20 protein-coding genes are annotated in these 15,699 nt (G+C 68.0%); 2 read left to right on the top strand and 18 right to left on the bottom strand.

All coding sequences use genetic code 11. The features are described from left to right. The 3 genes from C3K08_RS17625 to C3K08_RS17615 are packed head-to-tail and all read right to left on the bottom strand — an operon-like array spanning position 1 to position 893. Positions 1–231, bottom strand: a complete 231-nt coding sequence (locus tag C3K08_RS17625) for a hypothetical protein (protein WP_104992746.1) — start codon at positions 229–231, stop codon at positions 1–3. Next, entirely contained in the window at positions 231–464 is a 234-nt protein-coding gene (locus C3K08_RS17620; RefSeq protein ID WP_104992745.1) for a hypothetical protein, read from the bottom strand. Before C3K08_RS17620 ends, C3K08_RS17625 begins: the two co-directional genes overlap by 1 nt. 57 nt (positions 465–521) lie before the next feature. Beyond that, a complete protein-coding gene (locus C3K08_RS17615) occupies positions 522–893 on the bottom strand; it encodes a hypothetical protein (RefSeq protein ID WP_104992744.1) in 372 nt (123 codons plus the stop codon). A gap of 520 nt (positions 894–1,413) precedes the next feature. On the opposite strand from C3K08_RS17615, the gene C3K08_RS17610 reads away from it, so the two are divergent. Further along, positions 1,414–2,358: a tyrosine-type recombinase/integrase gene (locus C3K08_RS17610; RefSeq protein ID WP_104992743.1), complete on the top strand. Its 945-nt coding sequence runs from the start codon at positions 1,414–1,416 to the stop codon at positions 2,356–2,358. On the opposite strand, the gene C3K08_RS18185 is transcribed toward C3K08_RS17610, so the two are convergent. From C3K08_RS18185 to C3K08_RS17590, 4 genes are read right to left on the bottom strand one after another with little or no spacing between them, the layout of a single operon-like run. After that, a complete protein-coding gene (locus C3K08_RS18185) occupies positions 2,359–2,598 on the bottom strand; it encodes a hypothetical protein (protein ID WP_158680075.1) in 240 nt (79 codons plus the stop codon). It abuts the gene before it with no gap. Continuing rightward, positions 2,591–2,812, bottom strand: coding sequence for a hypothetical protein (locus tag C3K08_RS17600; protein WP_104992742.1), 222 nt, complete (start codon positions 2,810–2,812; stop codon positions 2,591–2,593). Before C3K08_RS17600 ends, C3K08_RS18185 begins: the two co-directional genes overlap by 8 nt. A gap of 14 nt (positions 2,813–2,826) precedes the next feature. Continuing rightward, positions 2,827–5,592 carry a class I SAM-dependent DNA methyltransferase gene (locus C3K08_RS17595; protein WP_199777071.1) on the bottom strand — a complete coding sequence of 922 codons (2,766 nt, stop codon included), beginning with the start codon at positions 5,590–5,592 and terminating at the stop codon, positions 2,827–2,829. A 54-nt stretch (positions 5,593–5,646) separates the two neighbouring features. After that, a complete protein-coding gene (locus C3K08_RS17590) occupies positions 5,647–5,910 on the bottom strand; it encodes a hypothetical protein (RefSeq protein ID WP_104992741.1) in 264 nt (87 codons plus the stop codon). A gap of 93 nt (positions 5,911–6,003) precedes the next feature. Between C3K08_RS17590 and C3K08_RS17585 the strand changes: the two genes are divergently transcribed. After that, positions 6,004–6,720: a DUF5131 family protein gene (locus C3K08_RS17585; RefSeq protein WP_104992740.1), complete on the top strand. Its 717-nt coding sequence runs from the start codon at positions 6,004–6,006 to the stop codon at positions 6,718–6,720. A gap of 11 nt (positions 6,721–6,731) precedes the next feature. Here the strand turns inward: C3K08_RS17585 and tcmP are convergent, their stop codons facing one another. The 11 genes from tcmP to C3K08_RS17530 all read right to left on the bottom strand — a co-directional run bounded on the left by tcmP (position 6,732) and on the right by C3K08_RS17530 (position 15,698). Then, complete coding sequence (gene tcmP, locus C3K08_RS17580; protein ID WP_158680074.1) at positions 6,732–7,565, bottom strand: three-Cys-motif partner protein TcmP; 834 nt, start codon at positions 7,563–7,565, stop codon at positions 6,732–6,734. Positions 7,566–7,718: 153 nt separating this feature from the next. After that, positions 7,719–8,108, bottom strand: a complete 390-nt coding sequence (locus C3K08_RS17575) for a hypothetical protein (RefSeq protein ID WP_104992738.1) — start codon at positions 8,106–8,108, stop codon at positions 7,719–7,721. Then, positions 8,108–8,842: a M23 family metallopeptidase gene (locus C3K08_RS17570; protein WP_104992737.1), complete on the bottom strand. Its 735-nt coding sequence runs from the start codon at positions 8,840–8,842 to the stop codon at positions 8,108–8,110. Before C3K08_RS17570 ends, C3K08_RS17575 begins: the two co-directional genes overlap by 1 nt. Next, on the bottom strand, positions 8,839–9,195 hold the full coding sequence (locus C3K08_RS17565; RefSeq protein ID WP_104992736.1) for a hypothetical protein: 357 nt from the start codon (positions 9,193–9,195) through the stop codon (positions 8,839–8,841). Before C3K08_RS17565 ends, C3K08_RS17570 begins: the two co-directional genes overlap by 4 nt. Then, positions 9,192–9,557 (bottom strand): hypothetical protein, encoded by a 366-nt coding sequence (locus C3K08_RS17560; protein ID WP_104992735.1) that lies wholly within the window; start codon positions 9,555–9,557, stop codon positions 9,192–9,194. Before C3K08_RS17560 ends, C3K08_RS17565 begins: the two co-directional genes overlap by 4 nt. After that, the gene (locus C3K08_RS17555; RefSeq protein ID WP_104992734.1) at positions 9,554–9,919 is read right to left on the bottom strand and encodes a hypothetical protein; all 366 of its coding nucleotides are present in this window, start codon (positions 9,917–9,919) and stop codon (positions 9,554–9,556) included. The genes C3K08_RS17560 and C3K08_RS17555 overlap by 4 nt, the downstream gene beginning before the upstream one ends. A 154-nt stretch (positions 9,920–10,073) precedes the next feature. Next, positions 10,074–10,664: a hypothetical protein gene (locus C3K08_RS18180; RefSeq protein WP_158680073.1), complete on the bottom strand. Its 591-nt coding sequence runs from the start codon at positions 10,662–10,664 to the stop codon at positions 10,074–10,076. A gap of 123 nt (positions 10,665–10,787) precedes the next feature. Next, positions 10,788–12,224: a hypothetical protein gene (locus tag C3K08_RS17545; RefSeq protein ID WP_104992732.1), complete on the bottom strand. Its 1,437-nt coding sequence runs from the start codon at positions 12,222–12,224 to the stop codon at positions 10,788–10,790. Further along, entirely contained in the window at positions 12,221–12,925 is a 705-nt protein-coding gene (locus C3K08_RS17540) for a hypothetical protein (protein WP_104992731.1), read from the bottom strand. Before C3K08_RS17540 ends, C3K08_RS17545 begins: the two co-directional genes overlap by 4 nt. After that, positions 12,922–13,725, bottom strand: coding sequence for a hypothetical protein (locus C3K08_RS17535; protein WP_104992730.1), 804 nt, complete (start codon positions 13,723–13,725; stop codon positions 12,922–12,924). The genes C3K08_RS17540 and C3K08_RS17535 overlap by 4 nt, the downstream gene beginning before the upstream one ends. Next, a complete protein-coding gene (locus C3K08_RS17530; RefSeq protein ID WP_104992729.1) occupies positions 13,722–15,698 on the bottom strand; it encodes a hypothetical protein in 1,977 nt (658 codons plus the stop codon). The genes C3K08_RS17535 and C3K08_RS17530 overlap by 4 nt, the downstream gene beginning before the upstream one ends. Position 15,699 lies beyond the last annotated feature (1 nt).

Below are 15,699 nucleotides of genomic sequence, written 5' to 3'. Positions count from 1 at the left end.
CTAACGCTTCCCCGGCCCCCGTGCCCCCAGTTCCGCCCGCACCTTCGCCCGGCCGTCCTCCGTTTTCAACTCGCGCAGCAGGTACTCGACCACGTGATGTTTCTGCAGCGGCCAGCCCTCCGACCGCAGCTCGGCCACGAACCCATCCAGCGCCGCCTTCAGCGCCGGGTCCAGCCGCACGCTCATCACCTCGCGGACCTGCGGCCCTTCCCACGTCTCCGGTACCGGCATCAGTCACCTCCCTGGAGGGCCGGGAACTGCACGGTCAGCGGGCCGTTCGGGCCGTCGCGCTGCACGCCCACTTCCTCCTCCAGGGCGTGCACCACCCGGGTGACCCGGTTGGGCGTCTCCCCGAGTTCACGGGCGAGGCTGCGGGCCGTGTAGGTGCCCGGCGACTGGAGGAGTCGCAGGGTCACCCGCACGGCCAGGCGGTCGAGGCTGAGTCCAGTGTTGTTGCTCGGCATGTGTCCCCCTGACCTGACTACTGTAACAGGAGGCCAGAGGTTCCCACGGATGGACGGCTACTCTCCCTGTCTTTCCAGCCTCACCGTCAGCCGCACGACCGCCTCGGTCAGCCCCTCGATCTGCTCGCGTAGGTCGGTGATCTCGACCCGCAACTCGGTCAGCGGATCGGGCGCGGGCACGGCAGGTTGACCCGCGTACCGGGCGAACACGTCCTCGTAGGAGAGCTGCCCGCGGGCGACCTCGCGGATGGCCCCGATGACCCGGTCGCGCTGTTCGCGGGTGAGCGAGAACTGCTGGAAGTTGCGGCGGCGCACGGTCGCCACGGGGTCCCCGGTGACGCGGCTGTACATCCGCACGATGCTCTGCACGGTGCGCTTGCTGAGGTCGGTGAAGTCGGCGATGAAGGCCACATCGAATCGGTCGTCCATACCTTGATGGTGCGGGCAGGGCGGGTTGGTCGGGGCCAGGTGGGTCACCGCGCCGCGCAGGCGCAGGCAGGATGCCGGGGCAGGCGCAGGGGTCAGGGGGCGGCAGGCGAGGGCGGCTCCGGGGGTCGAAGAAGGCCCAGACCTACCGCGTCGCGCCAGCGTCGCGCCGTTCAGCAACCTCGCGGCCACAGGCGGAAATGCTGCCGCGAGGTACTCATAGAGGGCCGGAACGCTCACCGCCGTCTCACCGGGGAGGCCAGACGCTCTCATATGGACCGACGACGGGTCGAAAATCGCCTTTCCACGTTTTACATAAACAAAACGTTCATACCGATGTAATTGCTCGCTCGACCCTGCTTCCAGTCTCGCCCACACGGCGTAAAACCCTTACATAGACCATTTTTTCAGTTCTGCTTTTCAAACTACTCTGTTCTGTAAACTACTTCTCTCACGTTCTCTCATCCGGCCTGTCCGGTGCGCGTCGGCCCTCGCCCTCCCGAGGGTCGGGCGTCCCGTTCGCATGATCGACTGGGATGACCTGAGCAAGAAAGACCGCCGCAAGCTCGTCGAGAAGGCCCTCAAGAAGAGGGACGTGGACACCCTCGTGTCGCTCACTCTCCACAACCTGATGCTCTACGGGCGGGGTGGGTCGGACACCAGCCCGCACACCCTGAGGAGCTATCGCGCGGGCGTGAGGTTCTATCTGGGGTACGTGATCTCGCGCGATTGGGACCGGCTGCTGGACCACGACACCGACCTCACGGTGGGGTACCTGCGGGACCTCAGAAAGCAGGGTCTGACCCCTGGCACGGTCAACGCGAGGCGCTCGGCGGTCAAGGCTCTCTACCGTGCTTTGCGCTGGGCCGGGGTGACCACGGCGGACCCGATCGCCGACACGCCGAGGGCTCAGGAGACGGTCGAGCGGTGGGACAAGCGCGAGGCCTACAGCCGGGAAGACATCGCCGCGCTGCTGGCCGTGGGGGATCCGTGGGAGCAACTGTTCATCCTTCTCGGGGCGCACGCGGGCCTGCGGATGTCCGAGCTGGTCAGCCTGACCTGGGACCGGGTCAACCTGGAGACACGGGTCATGGTGGTGACCGGCAAGGGCCGGAAGACCGCGAGCATCCACCTGAGCGCGGCACTGCACGAGGCCCTCAGCCGGGTGCCCGTGGAGGAGCGGCGGCACCACGTCCTGCCCTGGCGCAACCCCAAATCCGTCCGGCTCCTCCTGCGCTCCCTGTGCCTGATGGCCGGGGTCACGTACGAGCGGCGGCAGGTGCACGGGCTGCGGCACTCCTGCGCGACGCTGCTGCTGGAGGACACGCGGGACCTGTACGTGGTGGCCCGGCACATGCGGCACAGCAGCACGAGTACGACCGAAACCTACGCCAAGACGTCCAGCCAGCGGATCGCCAATGCCCTCGAAGGGTGGACCGGTGGGGTCGTCGAGCGGGTCACGAACTGACTACTGCCGGAGGTTGATCCACGCGGCGGTCAGCACCCCGGCTGCCGCGATTCCGGCGGCGATCAGGATGCCCGTGTCCTGCCACGTCACCCAGTTCAGCCACAGCCCGAGGGCGGCGGAGGTCCCCAGCACGGGCAGCGCCCAGCGGGGTCGGCGCTCGCGCTCCTGGCCGTTCAGGGCCTCGCGAAGCAGGCGGACCTGATCGGCGTTGGCCTGGGCGTGACGGTCGGGGTCAGGCATGGGGCACCTCTTTCAGCCAGGCTTGCATCTCCCGCCAGCTGCCGCGCCCGTATCCAGCTTCCCCTCCACCGTGGAGCTGTCGCCACTGCCACGAGCCCTCCTCACGCTGCATGGTGGCCCACGCGCCGCTCCCCCGCTGGGCGTGGTAGAGCTGGCGCTCCTTGGCGTCGATCTCCAGAGACGGCAGGGGATGGCCAGGACGGAAGTCGGTCATGCCCGGAGGCTAGCTCAGGTCAGGACGGCGGCCGCGCGTTCCTGGTTGAGCGCCAGCAGCCGGGCCAGCACCTCGTCGTCGGTCAGGGGCCAAGCCCAGCCGTAGGCCGCAGCGACGGCGGCATCCAGACGGTCATGGGCCATCAGGAGGGTCATGGCCGGGTGGGTGCTCTCCGGGGCGCGGCGCAACTCCGCTACCGAGTTGTAGAGCCCTGTCAGTGTGGCCCTTGCGTCCTGGGCTAGCAAATGATCGCGCATCTGCACGGCATACTGCGCCCACTTCTCCACCCCGGCCCGCTGCTCCGGCGTGGGGACAGGGAAAGGGAACGTCTCGAAGCAGGTCGACGGTGTGTAACGGGGGTCATTTCCCACGCCCAGGGCGGTGCCCTGCCGTAAGGACCACACCTCATGCACGCGGGATTGCAGCACGCCGAAGGTGAAGTCGTCGTCCCGCGCAATGGCGATCACGGCAGAGTCCGGCACCGTCTCCACGGGCAGCCACACGAACAGGCGGTGCTTGGCCACACGCGGGGTGCAGATATAGCGGGAGAGGCCCGTGAACGCCTGGCGGAGTTCAGGGCGCGGCCGGAGGTGCTGCCACCACTTCAGCTTGCCGGGTTCATCTCGTCCAGCCCGCCGCTGAGGCAGAACGCGCTCGCGGACATACTCGAAGGGAGCAAGGTACTGACTGGCTTGAGCCTCCGGCATCAGTGCAAAGTCGACGGCCCACATATCGCGGGGGCGGCGCGTCAGGTCCATGCCGTTCACCCAGGGCTTCACCACGTCCGCGTTGCTCACACCGTCCGGGTTGGGCAGGGCCAGCCAGCGCCGCGCCACCTCCCCCGGGATGTCGAAGGGGCCGCCCTTGGTGGTCCCCATAAAGGACACGCCCGCGTTTTCTGGCAGCGGCCTGGCCGTGGTCACGTCCGTGGACGCCGTGAGGTCGGGGTTGATGCGGGTGACGGGCTGGCCGTTCAGCTCCCGGTCCGTCTCCTCGCCCCCGTCAAAGCAGACCAGGCTCACGCGGACGGCGGCCCCCTGCTGCAGCCAGGGCTCATCGCTCCAGGCGTTGAACAACGCACCCGTGTCCTGAATCCGCTGAAGCACCTGGCGGTTGGCCCCGCCCCGGATGCTGTTGGTGGTGACGAGCCCCACCCGGCGCGTCAGTCCACCCCCGAAGGCCTGACGCGCCCTCTCGAACCAGTAGCAGACGAGGTCGGACTCCCGCGCCACCTCCCCGCCATAAGCCTGGAACAGGCGACTGACGTACTCGTCCCCCAGGTTGCTCCGCAGCAACTTGCCGCCCAAGAAGGGCGGGTTGCCGATGATGAACTCCGCCTCCGGCCAGGGCGCCTTGCTCCCCTCGGGGGTCAACAGCGCGTCCCGGTGCTCGATGTTCGTCAGCTTCTTCAGGATGGGCTCTTCCCACGCTCCCCCGTGCGCCGCTTTCCACTGGAAATACGAGATCCAGGTGCTCACGCTCGCCAGCTCATGGGCGAACGCTTCGACCTCGAGGCCGTGCATCTGCTGAGGATGCACCCGCGGCGGCAGGGAGAATTCCCCCATCCCGAGGTCACGCGCCAGCTCACGCACCTCGTGCTCCAGGTCGAGCAGCTGGCCCAGGGCCACCACCAGGAAGTTGCCGCTGCCGCACGCCGGGTCCAGCACCCTCACCCCACCCAGGCGCTCGTGGAAGGCCTGGAGGGCCCCCAGCGCGGCGGCCTTCCCCTGTTTGGTCTTCGCCAGCGCCTCGGCCTGCTCCTTGACGGCCGCCCACTCCCGTCGCAGTGGGACCATGACCACGGGGTCGGTGATCCGCACGATGTCGCGCACGTCGGTAAAGTGAGCGCCCAGCTGTGCCCGGACCTCGGTGGCCAGGCTGTTCTCGAACAGGGTGCCGAATATGGCCGGGTCGACATTCGACCAGTCGAGTCGGGAGGCTTCCATCAAGCGGGCGGCCTCTTCAGCGGTGAGGTCGAGGGCGAGCTGATCGTCGAACAGCCCCCCATTGAAATGCCGCAGGTCCAGGTCCCAGAAGGGGCCGCCATGCTGCATGGCCCGGAACAGCTCCTCAAAGGTCGCCTTGCTGAGGGTCGGGGCAAGTTGTACCCGCTTGAACACGCGCTCCATCAGGCCGCGCGGCAGCATGCCCACGTCCTCCGCGAACATGGCGAAGACCAGGCGCATGACGAAGTGGGCGGCCTGCCGGGGTGGTGCTCCCCGGTGGCGCAGGGCCTGCGCGATGGCGCCGACCTGCGCGGTCGCGCTCCGGGTGACCCGCTCGCGGACGTGCCGGGGGTGGAGACGGTCCGGATCGTCGAACAGGGCGTGGAGGGCCTCGTGCGTCGTTAGGTCGTCGTCGATCCTCCGGTTGACCGCGACGTCGTCCAGCGTGAGGTCGATGTTGCGGGGCGGGGTCCCCGTGAAGTTCGTGGCGATGCGGAACGTCAGCAGGTCGCTGGCCATGATCAGTGGGGGGTTGCCCAGCTCGCGGGCGTAGAGAAAGGCCTGCTGCATGGCAGGCCCCAGGTTCAAGCCCGCCCGCTTGTACTCCACGATGAACCGGTCACGCATGAACACGTCCGCGCGGCCAGCGGTCCCGGTGCCGACCTTGCGGACCGCGCGCTCGAACTCGTACTCGCCCGAGGCGTACTCCCCTTGGGTTGGGGCAGGGCGGCGCAACACAGAGCAGAGATCGCTCCAGTGCATCTGGGCGGCAGCCTGCTCCGACATCTGTGGAGCCAAGTGGCGCCACTTATCGGCGAAGGCCTGTCCGTCCATGGTGGGCCGTACGCTACCCACCGACCTCCGACAGATTCCTTACTGGCGGTGGGCTCAATTCCCCTGGCGACGAAAGCCCTCTGGACACGGCTCGATGAACTCCACGTCCAGCCAGTAGGCGGCCGCGTCCTCGTCGATCACCTGCTCGCGCAGCAGCTCCCAGGCCTCAGCGCGGAGGGTTTCGTCGCAGCCCAGCCGATCTGCGAGGGCCGTACGCTCCTCTGCACTGGGGCCGTCATGTCCGTAGCCCTGGTCCTCGGCATAGGCCTGCGCGAGCAGGTCGGCGATCTCGGGGGCAGTCAGGTCGGCGGGGGGCATGGGGGGAGGGTACGGCAATAGGTAGGTGTGAACAGCAGGCAGTAGAGCTCATCGGAACGCGTTACGCTAGAAGACGAATGGGACGGGTGAAACATGGCAAGCACAACAACAGGGATCGAGTGGACTGACAAAACGTGGAATCCCACTACGGGATGCACGAAGGTCAGCCCCGGCTGCAAGCACTGCTATGCCCTGGAAATTACTAAGCGCTTCCCGAACCATTTTCAGAACGGTTTCGAGTTCACGCTTCATCCGGCTCGGCTCCAACAGCCGCGTAGCTGGCGCAAGCCCAGCCGCATCTTCGTCAACTCCATGAGTGACCTCTTCCATGATCAGATGCCGTTGGACTACCTGCGGCAAATTTTCGAGGTCATGGCCGCCTGCCCCCAGCACAATTTCCAGATTCTCACTAAGCGTGCTGAGCGTCTGGCCGAGGTGGCTCACCTATTACCTTGGCCTGAACACATCTGGGTGGGGGTGTCTGTCGAGACACAGAAGTACACCACTAGGATCGACGCCCTGCGTACCGTGCCCGCCTCGGTAAGGTTCCTTTCCTGTGAACCTCTGCTTGGCCCTCTCCAGCTTGATCTAACAGGCATCCACTGGGTGATCACGGGTGGAGAGTCTGGCCGAGGTTGCCGGCCTATCGAAGAAGACTGGGTGCGGAGCATCCGCGATCAGTGCATCGCGGCGGACGTCGCGTTCTTCCATAAGCAGTGGGGCGGGGTGCGCCCGAAGTCGAAGGGCCGCCTGCTTGATGGCATGGAATGGAGCCAGATGCCCAGAGCGCTGCCTGTCGCGGCGGATTAAGCAGGAGCATCCTAAATATCGAACAGCGGAGCAGCCCCCTGCTGTTCATGCTCAATTTTGCGGAGAATGTCCTCCGCAATTTTCAACGCTGTCCTATTCTTTGCCGCGAACACCAGGGCGTGCATGCTACTGTTTTGGCTGTTCTTGGCCACGAGATACCGCTCCACGTGATCAAAGCCAAGGCCGCGCAGGCCCTTCAGGTACAGTTGCACGAACGCGTCAAACTTCGACTGGCCAATCACGTGGTCTGGATCCATGTGGTCGGCAATAGGCCGCCAGTCTTCATGGCCATAAAAGCGCGTGACGCTGCCGTGCGTGGGCGGACTACCAGCGCAACGGGTCACCCCCCCAGCGGAGATCAGGATAAAAAGGTCCGCGCGGCCAGCACGCCCGATTTTTTCCACCGTGCTCCATTCCAGCTCAAGGCCTTCGGGGTCTAGGAAGAAGAAGGTGGGAAGGCCCGGGCGCCGACTCGCCAGAATTTGGTCCACTAAGGCGTTGAAATCCCCTCGCGTGACCTCAATCCGGTCGCTTCGGTCTGAAAGCTCCGGCGTCTGCAAGTTTTCGACGAGTTGTCGGTACGGCTGCACCATTTTCTCGACAAAGTACGCCTTCCGGAATGGGGGGTTCACAGAGGCAGCGATTAGAGGGGAGCCGCGACGAACACTGCTGCCGATCTGGTTGGTTCCCGGCCCAGAGAACCCATCAACGTAGTACGTGTTTGAGTGCTCGGGTTCGGACTCAGTCGGCCAGAACTGCTTGCAGGCCAATTGAAACGCAGGCAGATACCGCTCCAGGAAATCGAGTTTGCCGGCCGTCCATACATGTCCTTTCCTGTGCGCCATGTGCCCCCCTGTAATGATTGTTGGATTACAGCATGTCAGGGGCATCGGATTGGCCGAGGGTGCGTGGTCCTTATACAGCTACGCCCGCCTAGCCACAAAAAAGGCCCCCTCCGCCCCAGCCGAAGCCGGAAGCGGGGGGCAGGTGCCGACGGGTCAGCGCCCGGTGAGGTCGTTCAGGGTGGCATCCACCCACTCAGCCGTGCTGTCGGGCGTGGGGACCGGGTTGTACTTCGCCTCTGCCTGCGCCCGCGCTTTCGCCCCGTTCTTCTGGAGGCCCGTGACCACATCCTTGCCCCCCGACGCCACCAGCCCGGACAGCAGCCCGAGCAGCGCTCCACCGACCGGGGGCGGCCACGCGGGCAGATAGTTGAAGCCGATCAGCCCCCCCGCCGCGAACACCGCCCCCAGGACCATCCCCAGGACCGCGCTGAGCAGCAGCACCCGCCGCCCCTTCAGCCCCAGGTGGGCCTTAAAGAGTTGCACCAGCGTCAGCAGCAGGCCTGCGAGCGCGGCCACCGTCGCGATCAGGTTCACGAGTTCCATCAGATCAACCCCGCTTTCCGGAGCTTCTCGTCTCCGACCTTCACCACGCGCCGCTCGCGCGTTTTCGTGTTCTCGACGACACTGACCCACTGACCTTCTAGGGGCCGCATGGCCTCGTCATGGAGCTGGTACCAGTTCAACGGCACCGCTCGGCTGGGCTGATCGACGACCACCCCGCCGCCGCGCCGCTCCCCCCGCGCGGCCTCCACCTCGGCCAGCGTCCGCAGTGCCCCGTGCTCGGCCAGCCAGTCCTCGGGGTCGTGGTAGTGCTCGCGGATGTAGTCGGTGGCCTGCCTGCGGGTGTTGTACCGATTCGAGGCCCAGAAGTCCGGTGGCAGCAGCGAGCGCCTGACCTCGAAATGCAGGTGCGCCCAGCCCTTGCCGCCTTCCATCTTCCCGATGTGGCCCACGATGTCGCCCATGCGGACGGCCTGCCCGACTTGGACCGTGATGCCGTAGACGTGGCCGTACTGGGTCCAGACGCCGAGGTCGGGATGGTGGATCAGGACGATGCCACCCCACTTCGGGAATGTGCCTGCCGCGACGACCACACCATCCGCGACGGCCCGGACCCGGTTGCCCAGGTCGGAGTCCCCGCCGCGCACGTCGTTGAGGTCGATGCCACTGTGGGCCTGCTTGGTGCCGGGGTAGTAGCCGGGGTCGAGGAACGCGCAGCCGGGCTGAATGCTGTAGCGGATGGTGTCCGTTTCGAGCACGGGGTTGCAGATGGTCATGTCGGTCCTTTCGGCGTCAGCCGCGCGAGCAGTTCCAGCCCGCGCCGCTTGCACCAATCGAGGTCGTATTGCCCACCGACCACGTCACGCACGAAGTCGAGCAGGGTGCGATGCTCCAGCGCCGAGGTGGCGAGTTGGCCCTCCACGGCGGCGAGCCGTTTGCGGGTGTCCGCGAGTTCGGTGTCGCGGGAGCTGATCTGCTCGCGCAGCTCGTCGATCTGGCTCTGCAGCTCCACCCGGATGGCCGTCGCCTGGCTCCAGGCCGTCTCGCGGCCCTTGGCGACCAGGGTGTAGGCGCTGATCGCCACGCCGCTCACGCCCGTCACCCAGGCCAGCACCTCACCGGGCGTCACGACCCTGCCCTCACATCCGCCCGGAGGTCCACGGCCGCCCGCAGGCAGGTCACGAACAGGGCCAGCACTGGCCCCACGGCAACGGCGGGGCCGACGCTCAACACCACCCCTGCTCCCAGGACTAGGTACAGCAGCGCGGCCAGCGCCAGCGCCGGGATGCTCACTCGGGGGCGCCGGGCGCTGATCAGCAGGGTGCCGATGAGCACGCACACCAGCGGCCACATCCACCAGGGCCAGGTGTGCCCGCCCCACTCTTCCAGGGCGACGTAGCTGGGGCGACCGAACGGCCAGCCCAGCGCGATGCCGGTGGCGATCAGGCCGAATCCGGCGGGGGTCTGAATGCGGGGTCTACCGAACCTCATGTGCCGGACCTCCAGATAGTCACCCAACTGCCCCCGTCGCGTTTCAGCTCGACGCGCCCGCCGGGGCGCAGCCAGTAGCGGTCCTGCCGGGGATAGCCAGGGCGCAGGATGAGATAGCCGATGGGGGGCAGAACGCCGCCCTGGGCCGTGCGATAGCGGACCACGGCGTACCTGGGCCTAACGCACGCAGGGTCGATCTCGACCCGCACCAGGGTCTGGGCGAGCGGGGTGGTATGGGTGCCCACGCGCTGAGCGGTCGCCCGACACAGGGGCAGCGGCGTGACGATCAGGGCCGCGAGGGCAAACGTGAGGAGGGCCGCTACCAGCAGGGCAGCGGCCCGGATAGGGGTACGCAGAGGCATCACCGTCTCTCTCCCGGCAGTCGTCGCCGCACCAGGGCCGGGGCCTGGGCAGGGCAAGGGGAAGCCCCCGCGCGGGGCGGGGGCAGGAGCGGAATCACTCAGGTGTGTCGCAGGTGGGCGATGATGGGGCCGCTACCGGCACGTATCGGGAGGGTTAGCGGAGAGCCATTACCGCCCGAGCACCTGCGCGGACAGGGCGAATGAGAGAGCGAATATGGGCGGGGTCCAATTGCTCCACCAGATCGTCAAAGGACGTGCCGCACTTCTGACGATCACGCCGCGCCTCAATCGCCTGGGCAAGAAGTTCCAGCACCTCGGCGGCGTTGGGAGCGACCCGCGCTTCCTGCCGACTGGCAGCAGCCAGCCGCTCGTGATGGGTCTTCAGGGCGAGAGCATCCTCGTCCGAGTGTTCTGAGGAGGAGGAGTCGGTAACGCCTTCAGCCGTCGCCGGGTTTTCCCCGTCCTGTGCCCGTTCGCGCCTACCGCCCTCGTCCGCCTCTGTCAGTTGGAGATAAGCGCGGGCCAGCTCGGGAGCCAGAGCCATGAGAGCCGCATCCGCGTGCTCTACGGCGCTCTCCCAGGGGCGCTTGACCGTTTCGGCCAACGCGATTCCGTTTCTGGCCTCACAGCAGATGAGGCGGTTGCCGACCAAGCCGCCCCGCCTCATATACCAAGGGCCGGGCGTGCATTCGTCCAACAACCAACGGACCTTTTCTGGCGTCAGCCCATCCTCTATCTTCGTCATGCGTTGCACCTCCTGTGTGCCGCGCCACCGCCCCGGCAGCCGCAAACTGCGCGGGGCTTTGGTGTGGCTATTTTACCCCATCTGGCGCAGGAAACTGGCCGATTCCTGTCCCGCTACTGTGTGCTACAGGTTCTCCACCCGCAGCGCCGCCTGCGTCACGATCAACTGTGAGTCGCTGGGGCTGGCGACTGCATACAGGTACACCGCAGGGTTGACCGTGGCGATGTCGCGCAACCGGGCGTCCACCTCCACCACCGCCTGCCCGGATTTCAGCGCCACGTCCACCACGGGAGTCCCCCCCTCCATCGTGATCCGAATGCGCGTCCCCGCCAGGTCATACCCCTCGAACTGCCGCACATGCAGCCGACCCCGCAGGCGGCACTCCTGCCACGAACGCCGCACCCCGCACTCGTCGCGGTTGAGCCGCAGCTCATACAGGGGCTGCGCGGAATTGAACAGCCCGACGCCGCCGTACATGTTCTCCCGGCCCACCGCGTTCAGCACGGGCACGATGCGCGGGGCCGCCGACGCCAGCCGAATCGTCTCTTTGCTCCCCGCCTGCGTCCCCGACCCGCAGAACAGCATGTGGCGCTGCCCGTCATATTCGAACGTCACCGGGCGGGTGATGGGACTCCCGAAAATCATCTCCATCGTCGGCTCCGGGTACACCGCCCAGGTGGTGCGCCCGGCCAGCCAGTCCGCGATGGGCAAGGTGGCGAACCCGATTTTGCCGGCATTATCGCTGGTCGCAAGAGCCCAGAAATGCAGCAGCAAGAGATCGCCCGAAACGGTCACGTCGGGGTCACTGAGGATGGTCCCGTTGGCCCACGGCACGGCGCTCACCGGCATGGTGCGGCCCTCCACCGTCCACGGTCCCTGGGGATGGGGCGCCCGTGCCCGCCACAGCTCCTCGGTGCCCGCATTGCTGGAGTTGAACACCATGTACCAGGTCTGTCCCACCCGGAACACGGTGGGCCGCCAGATGCGGTCATTCGGAAGGCCCTGCTGACCGCCCTTGAGAATCTGGCCGCGCCGGGTCCAGGGGCCGCGCACGTCGGTCGCCACCGCGAGGCAGATGGCGCTGTCGCCCATGTCGTAGCCGGGTGCGTCGAACCCGATGTAGTACATGTAGTACACGCCGTCCCAGTACGTCACCTGCGGGAACGTCACCCCGCCCCGGTCAATCGCCGTGCTCGACGGGTTTTTGCTCAGGATGGGGCCGGGCAGTTTGGCCCAGTTGCTCAGGCCGTCGCTGTAGGCCAGACCGATGGTCGTCTCGCCGCTGTTGTTGTCGCCCACGGTGCCGTTCCAGGCCCCGTAGATGATGGTGTTCAGGCCGCGCTGACGGTCATACACCATGTCGCATCCAGCGTTGGTGGTGGTCTGGTCGAAGGTGCCCGGCGTGACCGGCAGCAGCTCGCCCGCGTGGGGCTTGTAGCGCACGGGGGGGAGCACGCGGTTGGGACGGTTCTCGCCCTGGGTGCGGGCCTCCAGCTCTTTCCCGATCAGTTCGACCGCGCCGGGTTTGGTGAGCAGGGTGCCGAGTTCAATTTGTGTCATGCGTACCTCCCGACGGTGAGGGTGCCGTCGCTGTTGTGGGCGCTGTAAAACTGGCCGCTGTCACCCCGGAGGGTCACGGTGCCGTCCCCGTTGTCGGTCAGGGCAAGGGGGCCGCCCAGGGCGGCGCGGATGATGCGGGTGCCGCCCCGGTCACCCGAGGTCACGCTGTAGCCGTGGTCCTGGTAGAACCGCTCCACGTCGCTGAGACGGTCGAGCAGGCCCAGCGTGGTCACCATGTCCACGAGTTCATTCCGCGTCTGCGCGGTATCGGCCAGCGCTTGCCGCAGCTCGGGCAACAGCGTCTGCCCCTCGGCCAGCAGTTCCGCCGTGCCCCGCAGTTGCTCGGGGGTGGTGGTCAGGGGACGACCGGCGCGGAGGGCGGCGTTGATGTCGAGGACTCCATCAGCCGTCTCGACGGGAGAGAAGGCGTCCGAGAGCGCTGGCATCCCGTCCTGCATCACCGTGAGGGTCAGTCGCGGCGGCGTCCGGTGCACGCCTGCCTTCGACGCGGTACCGATGTAGTCGCCCCCCAATCCTTCCGCCTTCAGCCACCCCTCGGCGTCGTATTCGCCCACCGGCAGCCCCTGCGCCCGTCCCAGCCCCGCGACTCCCTCCGGCCCAGTGGCACCCTGGCTCTCGAAATAAGCGAAGAGTCGGCCTGTGAAGCCGACCCGGTCGATCTTGTGGATGAACTTCGTCAAAACACTCCCTCCTGCCAGGTCACCCGGGCCGTGGCCCCTGGGGCCGTGATGGTGATGCCCGGCTGCTCCGGCGTGAGCTGCGGCTGCGGCCCGTACAGGCTGGTGGAGCGGTCCAGCCCTCCGAGGTCGCAGACCCCGGCCCCCTCCAGCTCGTCGATCACCAGCGTCTGCCCGGCGGGGATGGTCCCGGCCCACAGCGTCCGCCCCAGCGCCCCGTCGATGGTCGGATTGACCACGGGAGTGCTGCCCGCCGTGATCTCCACCCGCAGGTCGCAGGGGGCGCGGCCCTGGATGGGCAGGGTCTGCGCGGCCCCGACCGGCACGGCCCGCGAGCGGGGCGCCCGGAAGCGGTAGGCGCTCGCCAGGGCGAACACGGCCTTCACCGTGGCGCCCAGGGCGGCCGCGCCGCGCCAGCCGCGCTCGATGCCCGTGAAGCGGGTCACCGGCCGGACCAGCGCCCCCTCCTGCACGTACCGGGTCCGGATGGCCGCGTCCGTCACCTGGTCCATCAGGGTCTGCGCCCCCGGGTGCGTCCCCGCCCACACCCCCACCGTGATCCCGTAGGCGTCGGGCAGCACGGCGTCATATCCGGCGTACACCTGCGCCCCAGTCCCCGGCAGGGCCACGACGTTCCCCGCCGGACGCAGCCCCGGCAGGTTCTCCTCCAGGATGCGGACCTCGTGCTCGTCAGTGAGTTTCAGCAGCCGGAACAGCGGCGCCCGGTCCCGGTCCAGCCAGGTGAGCAGCGGTCGCTCATCGGCGGGGCTGGGCAGGTCGGCGGGAAAGCGGTGCCGGGTCACCCGGCCCTCCGGACGCTGCGCTCCACGCTCTCGATCATGTTGGCGATCGCCTCGTCGTCATCGGCGGGCCAGGGGGTCCCGGCCTCCAACACGGTCTCGCGGGCACCCAGATCGTAGGTGGCCTTCTGAAAGTCCAATTCCTCGTCTCCTTCCGGGGTGTCAAAGCGGATCATCCCGTCCACGTCCAGGCGGCGCAGGTCGGGGACCGTCCCCTTCCAACCGCGCACCGGCTGCACGCGGTGGCGCAGCAGTCCGGTGGCGTAGACCAGCAGACCCGCCTGATCGGCCAGGCGCACGCCAATCCAGCCGATCTGCGCCGGGTCGCCGGACACGATCAGCGTGGACAGCTGGTAGTCCTGCGGCAGCACCCAGACCCGCCGCCCCGTGTCCGCATCGTCCTCGCCCCGCGTGAGGTCGAGCAGGGTGGGCGGGTTGGTGTTCAGCTCGGCCTGTACCCGCGTGACTGCCGCGTCCGTGGTCACCACGTCCCCCGCCCGCCAGGACCGGGCGACGGGCAGGGTCAAGCGAACGCTCGGGGCCAGGCCGAAAGGCCGGGGGACGGCTTCAAAGCGCGTGTGCCCTCCTCCCAAGTCAACGGCGATCAGTTGCGCCGGAACCATGCGCCGGGACACCGGATTGGCGCTTGATGCGGCGGTGACGGCAAGCTCGCCGGGAGAAGGGTAATCCACCACCCCGACCCGGAACCCAGGCGGCAGCCGCCCGTTGGCGTTGGCATAGGCGTTGACGGACTCGACCGTGTACCGCAGGAGGGTCGGGCCGGAATAGGGGGCGGGGTCCGCCGTGCTGTCGAACACCTCACGCCACGGCCCCCCCGTGGGATGAAAGGGGGCGCCCTGGCCCAGGGACACCGGCTTCGTGACGTTGCCCATCACCTTTTCGAGCTGAAGGCCGGGCTCCAGGGCCGTCACCACCACCCCCGTCCCCGTCACCGGGTTGAAGGGCAGCCGCACCGCCGAGTCGGCCCACTGCGCCAGGGTCAGCGCCGTGCCGTAGAGCACGCCGAGGTCCGCCCCTTGCGACAGCTTGCCGCCCCAGGACGGCGAGAACACCGGGGCGTTGGTGTTCTGGGCCGCCTGCCACTCCGGCAGATCGGGATGCTGGAGGGTGAGGGAGGTCGCCGTGCCCAGGGCGGCGTAGGGGTTGTCCTGAAGGACCGTCAGCCCGGTGGGCAGCGCCTCCACCGCCCACGCCTCCCCGAACACCGCGACCTCCAGCCCGGCCCGGAACTCGAAGAAGGCCTCCACCCCGTCGGGGCGGGCGTAGGGCAGCCGCACGCAATTGGCGTAGTTGTCCACCCGGCCCGGCGGCCGGTCGCTGCGGGCACGGAAGAAGTGCGCCGCCACCTCGTCCCGCGCCGCGAGCAGGTGGAAGCGCCCCCGCGCGTCGACCCCGGCCGCGCCGCCGGGCAGCCCCGGCAGCAGCGTCTGCACCGTGGTGTCGAGCCGCTCGAAGGGGTTGACCGACCGGAAGGTGGCGGTGCTCTCCGAGACGGTCCCCAGCGTGATGCCGGGCGGCAGGCGGCACCGTGCCCACGCCATCTCGAAATAGGGCTTGAGCGGCGCGGTGAACGGCTGCACCACCCCGCCCACCACGTCCCCCCGCCACGCGGCTTTCAGCACCCGGTCGGTCAGGGGGCGCAGCGCGATCTCCCCCTCCCCCACCTCCCAGGGCTCCCCCACCGCCTCCCCCAGGTAGCGGGGGTGGTCAGCAGGATCGCCGGGCAGGCAGGTGTCCCCCGGCAGGTAGACGCGCACCCAGTCGCCGGGGCGGAAGCGGGGCGGGGCAGTGAAGCGCAGGGTGCCCGCGCCGCACAGGTTGCCGCGCAGGATCTCGAAGGAGCTGCCCTGCTCAATCAGGGCGGGCTGACCGTCCGCCATCCGCACGCGGGAGCGGACGGTGGCGTGCGGGAGCGCCCCCGGACGGCTGAACGTGACGATGGTGGTGCTGGTCATG

This window comes from Deinococcus sp. NW-56 (assembly GCF_002953415.1).
Classification (GTDB): domain Bacteria; phylum Deinococcota; class Deinococci; order Deinococcales; family Deinococcaceae; genus Deinococcus.
This window is presented reverse-complemented; position numbering and strand designations above follow the sequence as displayed.

Excerpts from the sequence above, each read along its gene's own strand:
- C3K08_RS18185 (WP_158680075.1), bottom strand. The coding sequence starts at position 2,598 with ATGCCTGACCCCGACCGTCACGCCCAGGCCAACGCCGATCAGGTCCGC.
- C3K08_RS17600 (WP_104992742.1), bottom strand. The coding sequence starts at position 2,812 with ATGACCGACTTCCGTCCTGGCCATCCCCTGCCGTCTCTGGAGATCGAC.
- tcmP (WP_158680074.1), bottom strand. The coding sequence starts at position 7,565 with ATGGCGCACAGGAAAGGACATGTATGGACGGCCGGCAAACTCGATTTC.
- C3K08_RS17585 (WP_104992740.1), top strand. The coding sequence starts at position 6,004 with ATGGCAAGCACAACAACAGGGATCGAGTGGACTGACAAAACGTGGAAT.
- C3K08_RS17590 (WP_104992741.1), bottom strand. The coding sequence starts at position 5,910 with ATGCCCCCCGCCGACCTGACTGCCCCCGAGATCGCCGACCTGCTCGCG.
- C3K08_RS17545 (WP_104992732.1), bottom strand. The coding sequence starts at position 12,224 with ATGACACAAATTGAACTCGGCACCCTGCTCACCAAACCCGGCGCGGTC.
- C3K08_RS17625 (WP_104992746.1), bottom strand. The coding sequence starts at position 231 with ATGCCGGTACCGGAGACGTGGGAAGGGCCGCAGGTCCGCGAGGTGATG.
- C3K08_RS17595 (WP_199777071.1), bottom strand. The coding sequence starts at position 5,592 with ATGGACGGACAGGCCTTCGCCGATAAGTGGCGCCACTTGGCTCCACAG.
- C3K08_RS17575 (WP_104992738.1), bottom strand. The coding sequence starts at position 8,108 with ATGGAACTCGTGAACCTGATCGCGACGGTGGCCGCGCTCGCAGGCCTG.
- C3K08_RS17530 (WP_104992729.1), bottom strand. The coding sequence starts at position 15,698 with ATGACCAGCACCACCATCGTCACGTTCAGCCGTCCGGGGGCGCTCCCG.
- C3K08_RS17570 (WP_104992737.1), bottom strand. The coding sequence starts at position 8,842 with ATGACCATCTGCAACCCCGTGCTCGAAACGGACACCATCCGCTACAGC.
- C3K08_RS17555 (WP_104992734.1), bottom strand. The coding sequence starts at position 9,919 with ATGCCTCTGCGTACCCCTATCCGGGCCGCTGCCCTGCTGGTAGCGGCC.
- C3K08_RS17620 (WP_104992745.1), bottom strand. The coding sequence starts at position 464 with ATGCCGAGCAACAACACTGGACTCAGCCTCGACCGCCTGGCCGTGCGG.
- C3K08_RS17610 (WP_104992743.1), top strand. The coding sequence starts at position 1,414 with ATGATCGACTGGGATGACCTGAGCAAGAAAGACCGCCGCAAGCTCGTC.
- C3K08_RS17560 (WP_104992735.1), bottom strand. The coding sequence starts at position 9,557 with ATGAGGTTCGGTAGACCCCGCATTCAGACCCCCGCCGGATTCGGCCTG.
- C3K08_RS18180 (WP_158680073.1), bottom strand. The coding sequence starts at position 10,664 with ATGACGAAGATAGAGGATGGGCTGACGCCAGAAAAGGTCCGTTGGTTG.
- C3K08_RS17615 (WP_104992744.1), bottom strand. The coding sequence starts at position 893 with ATGGACGACCGATTCGATGTGGCCTTCATCGCCGACTTCACCGACCTC.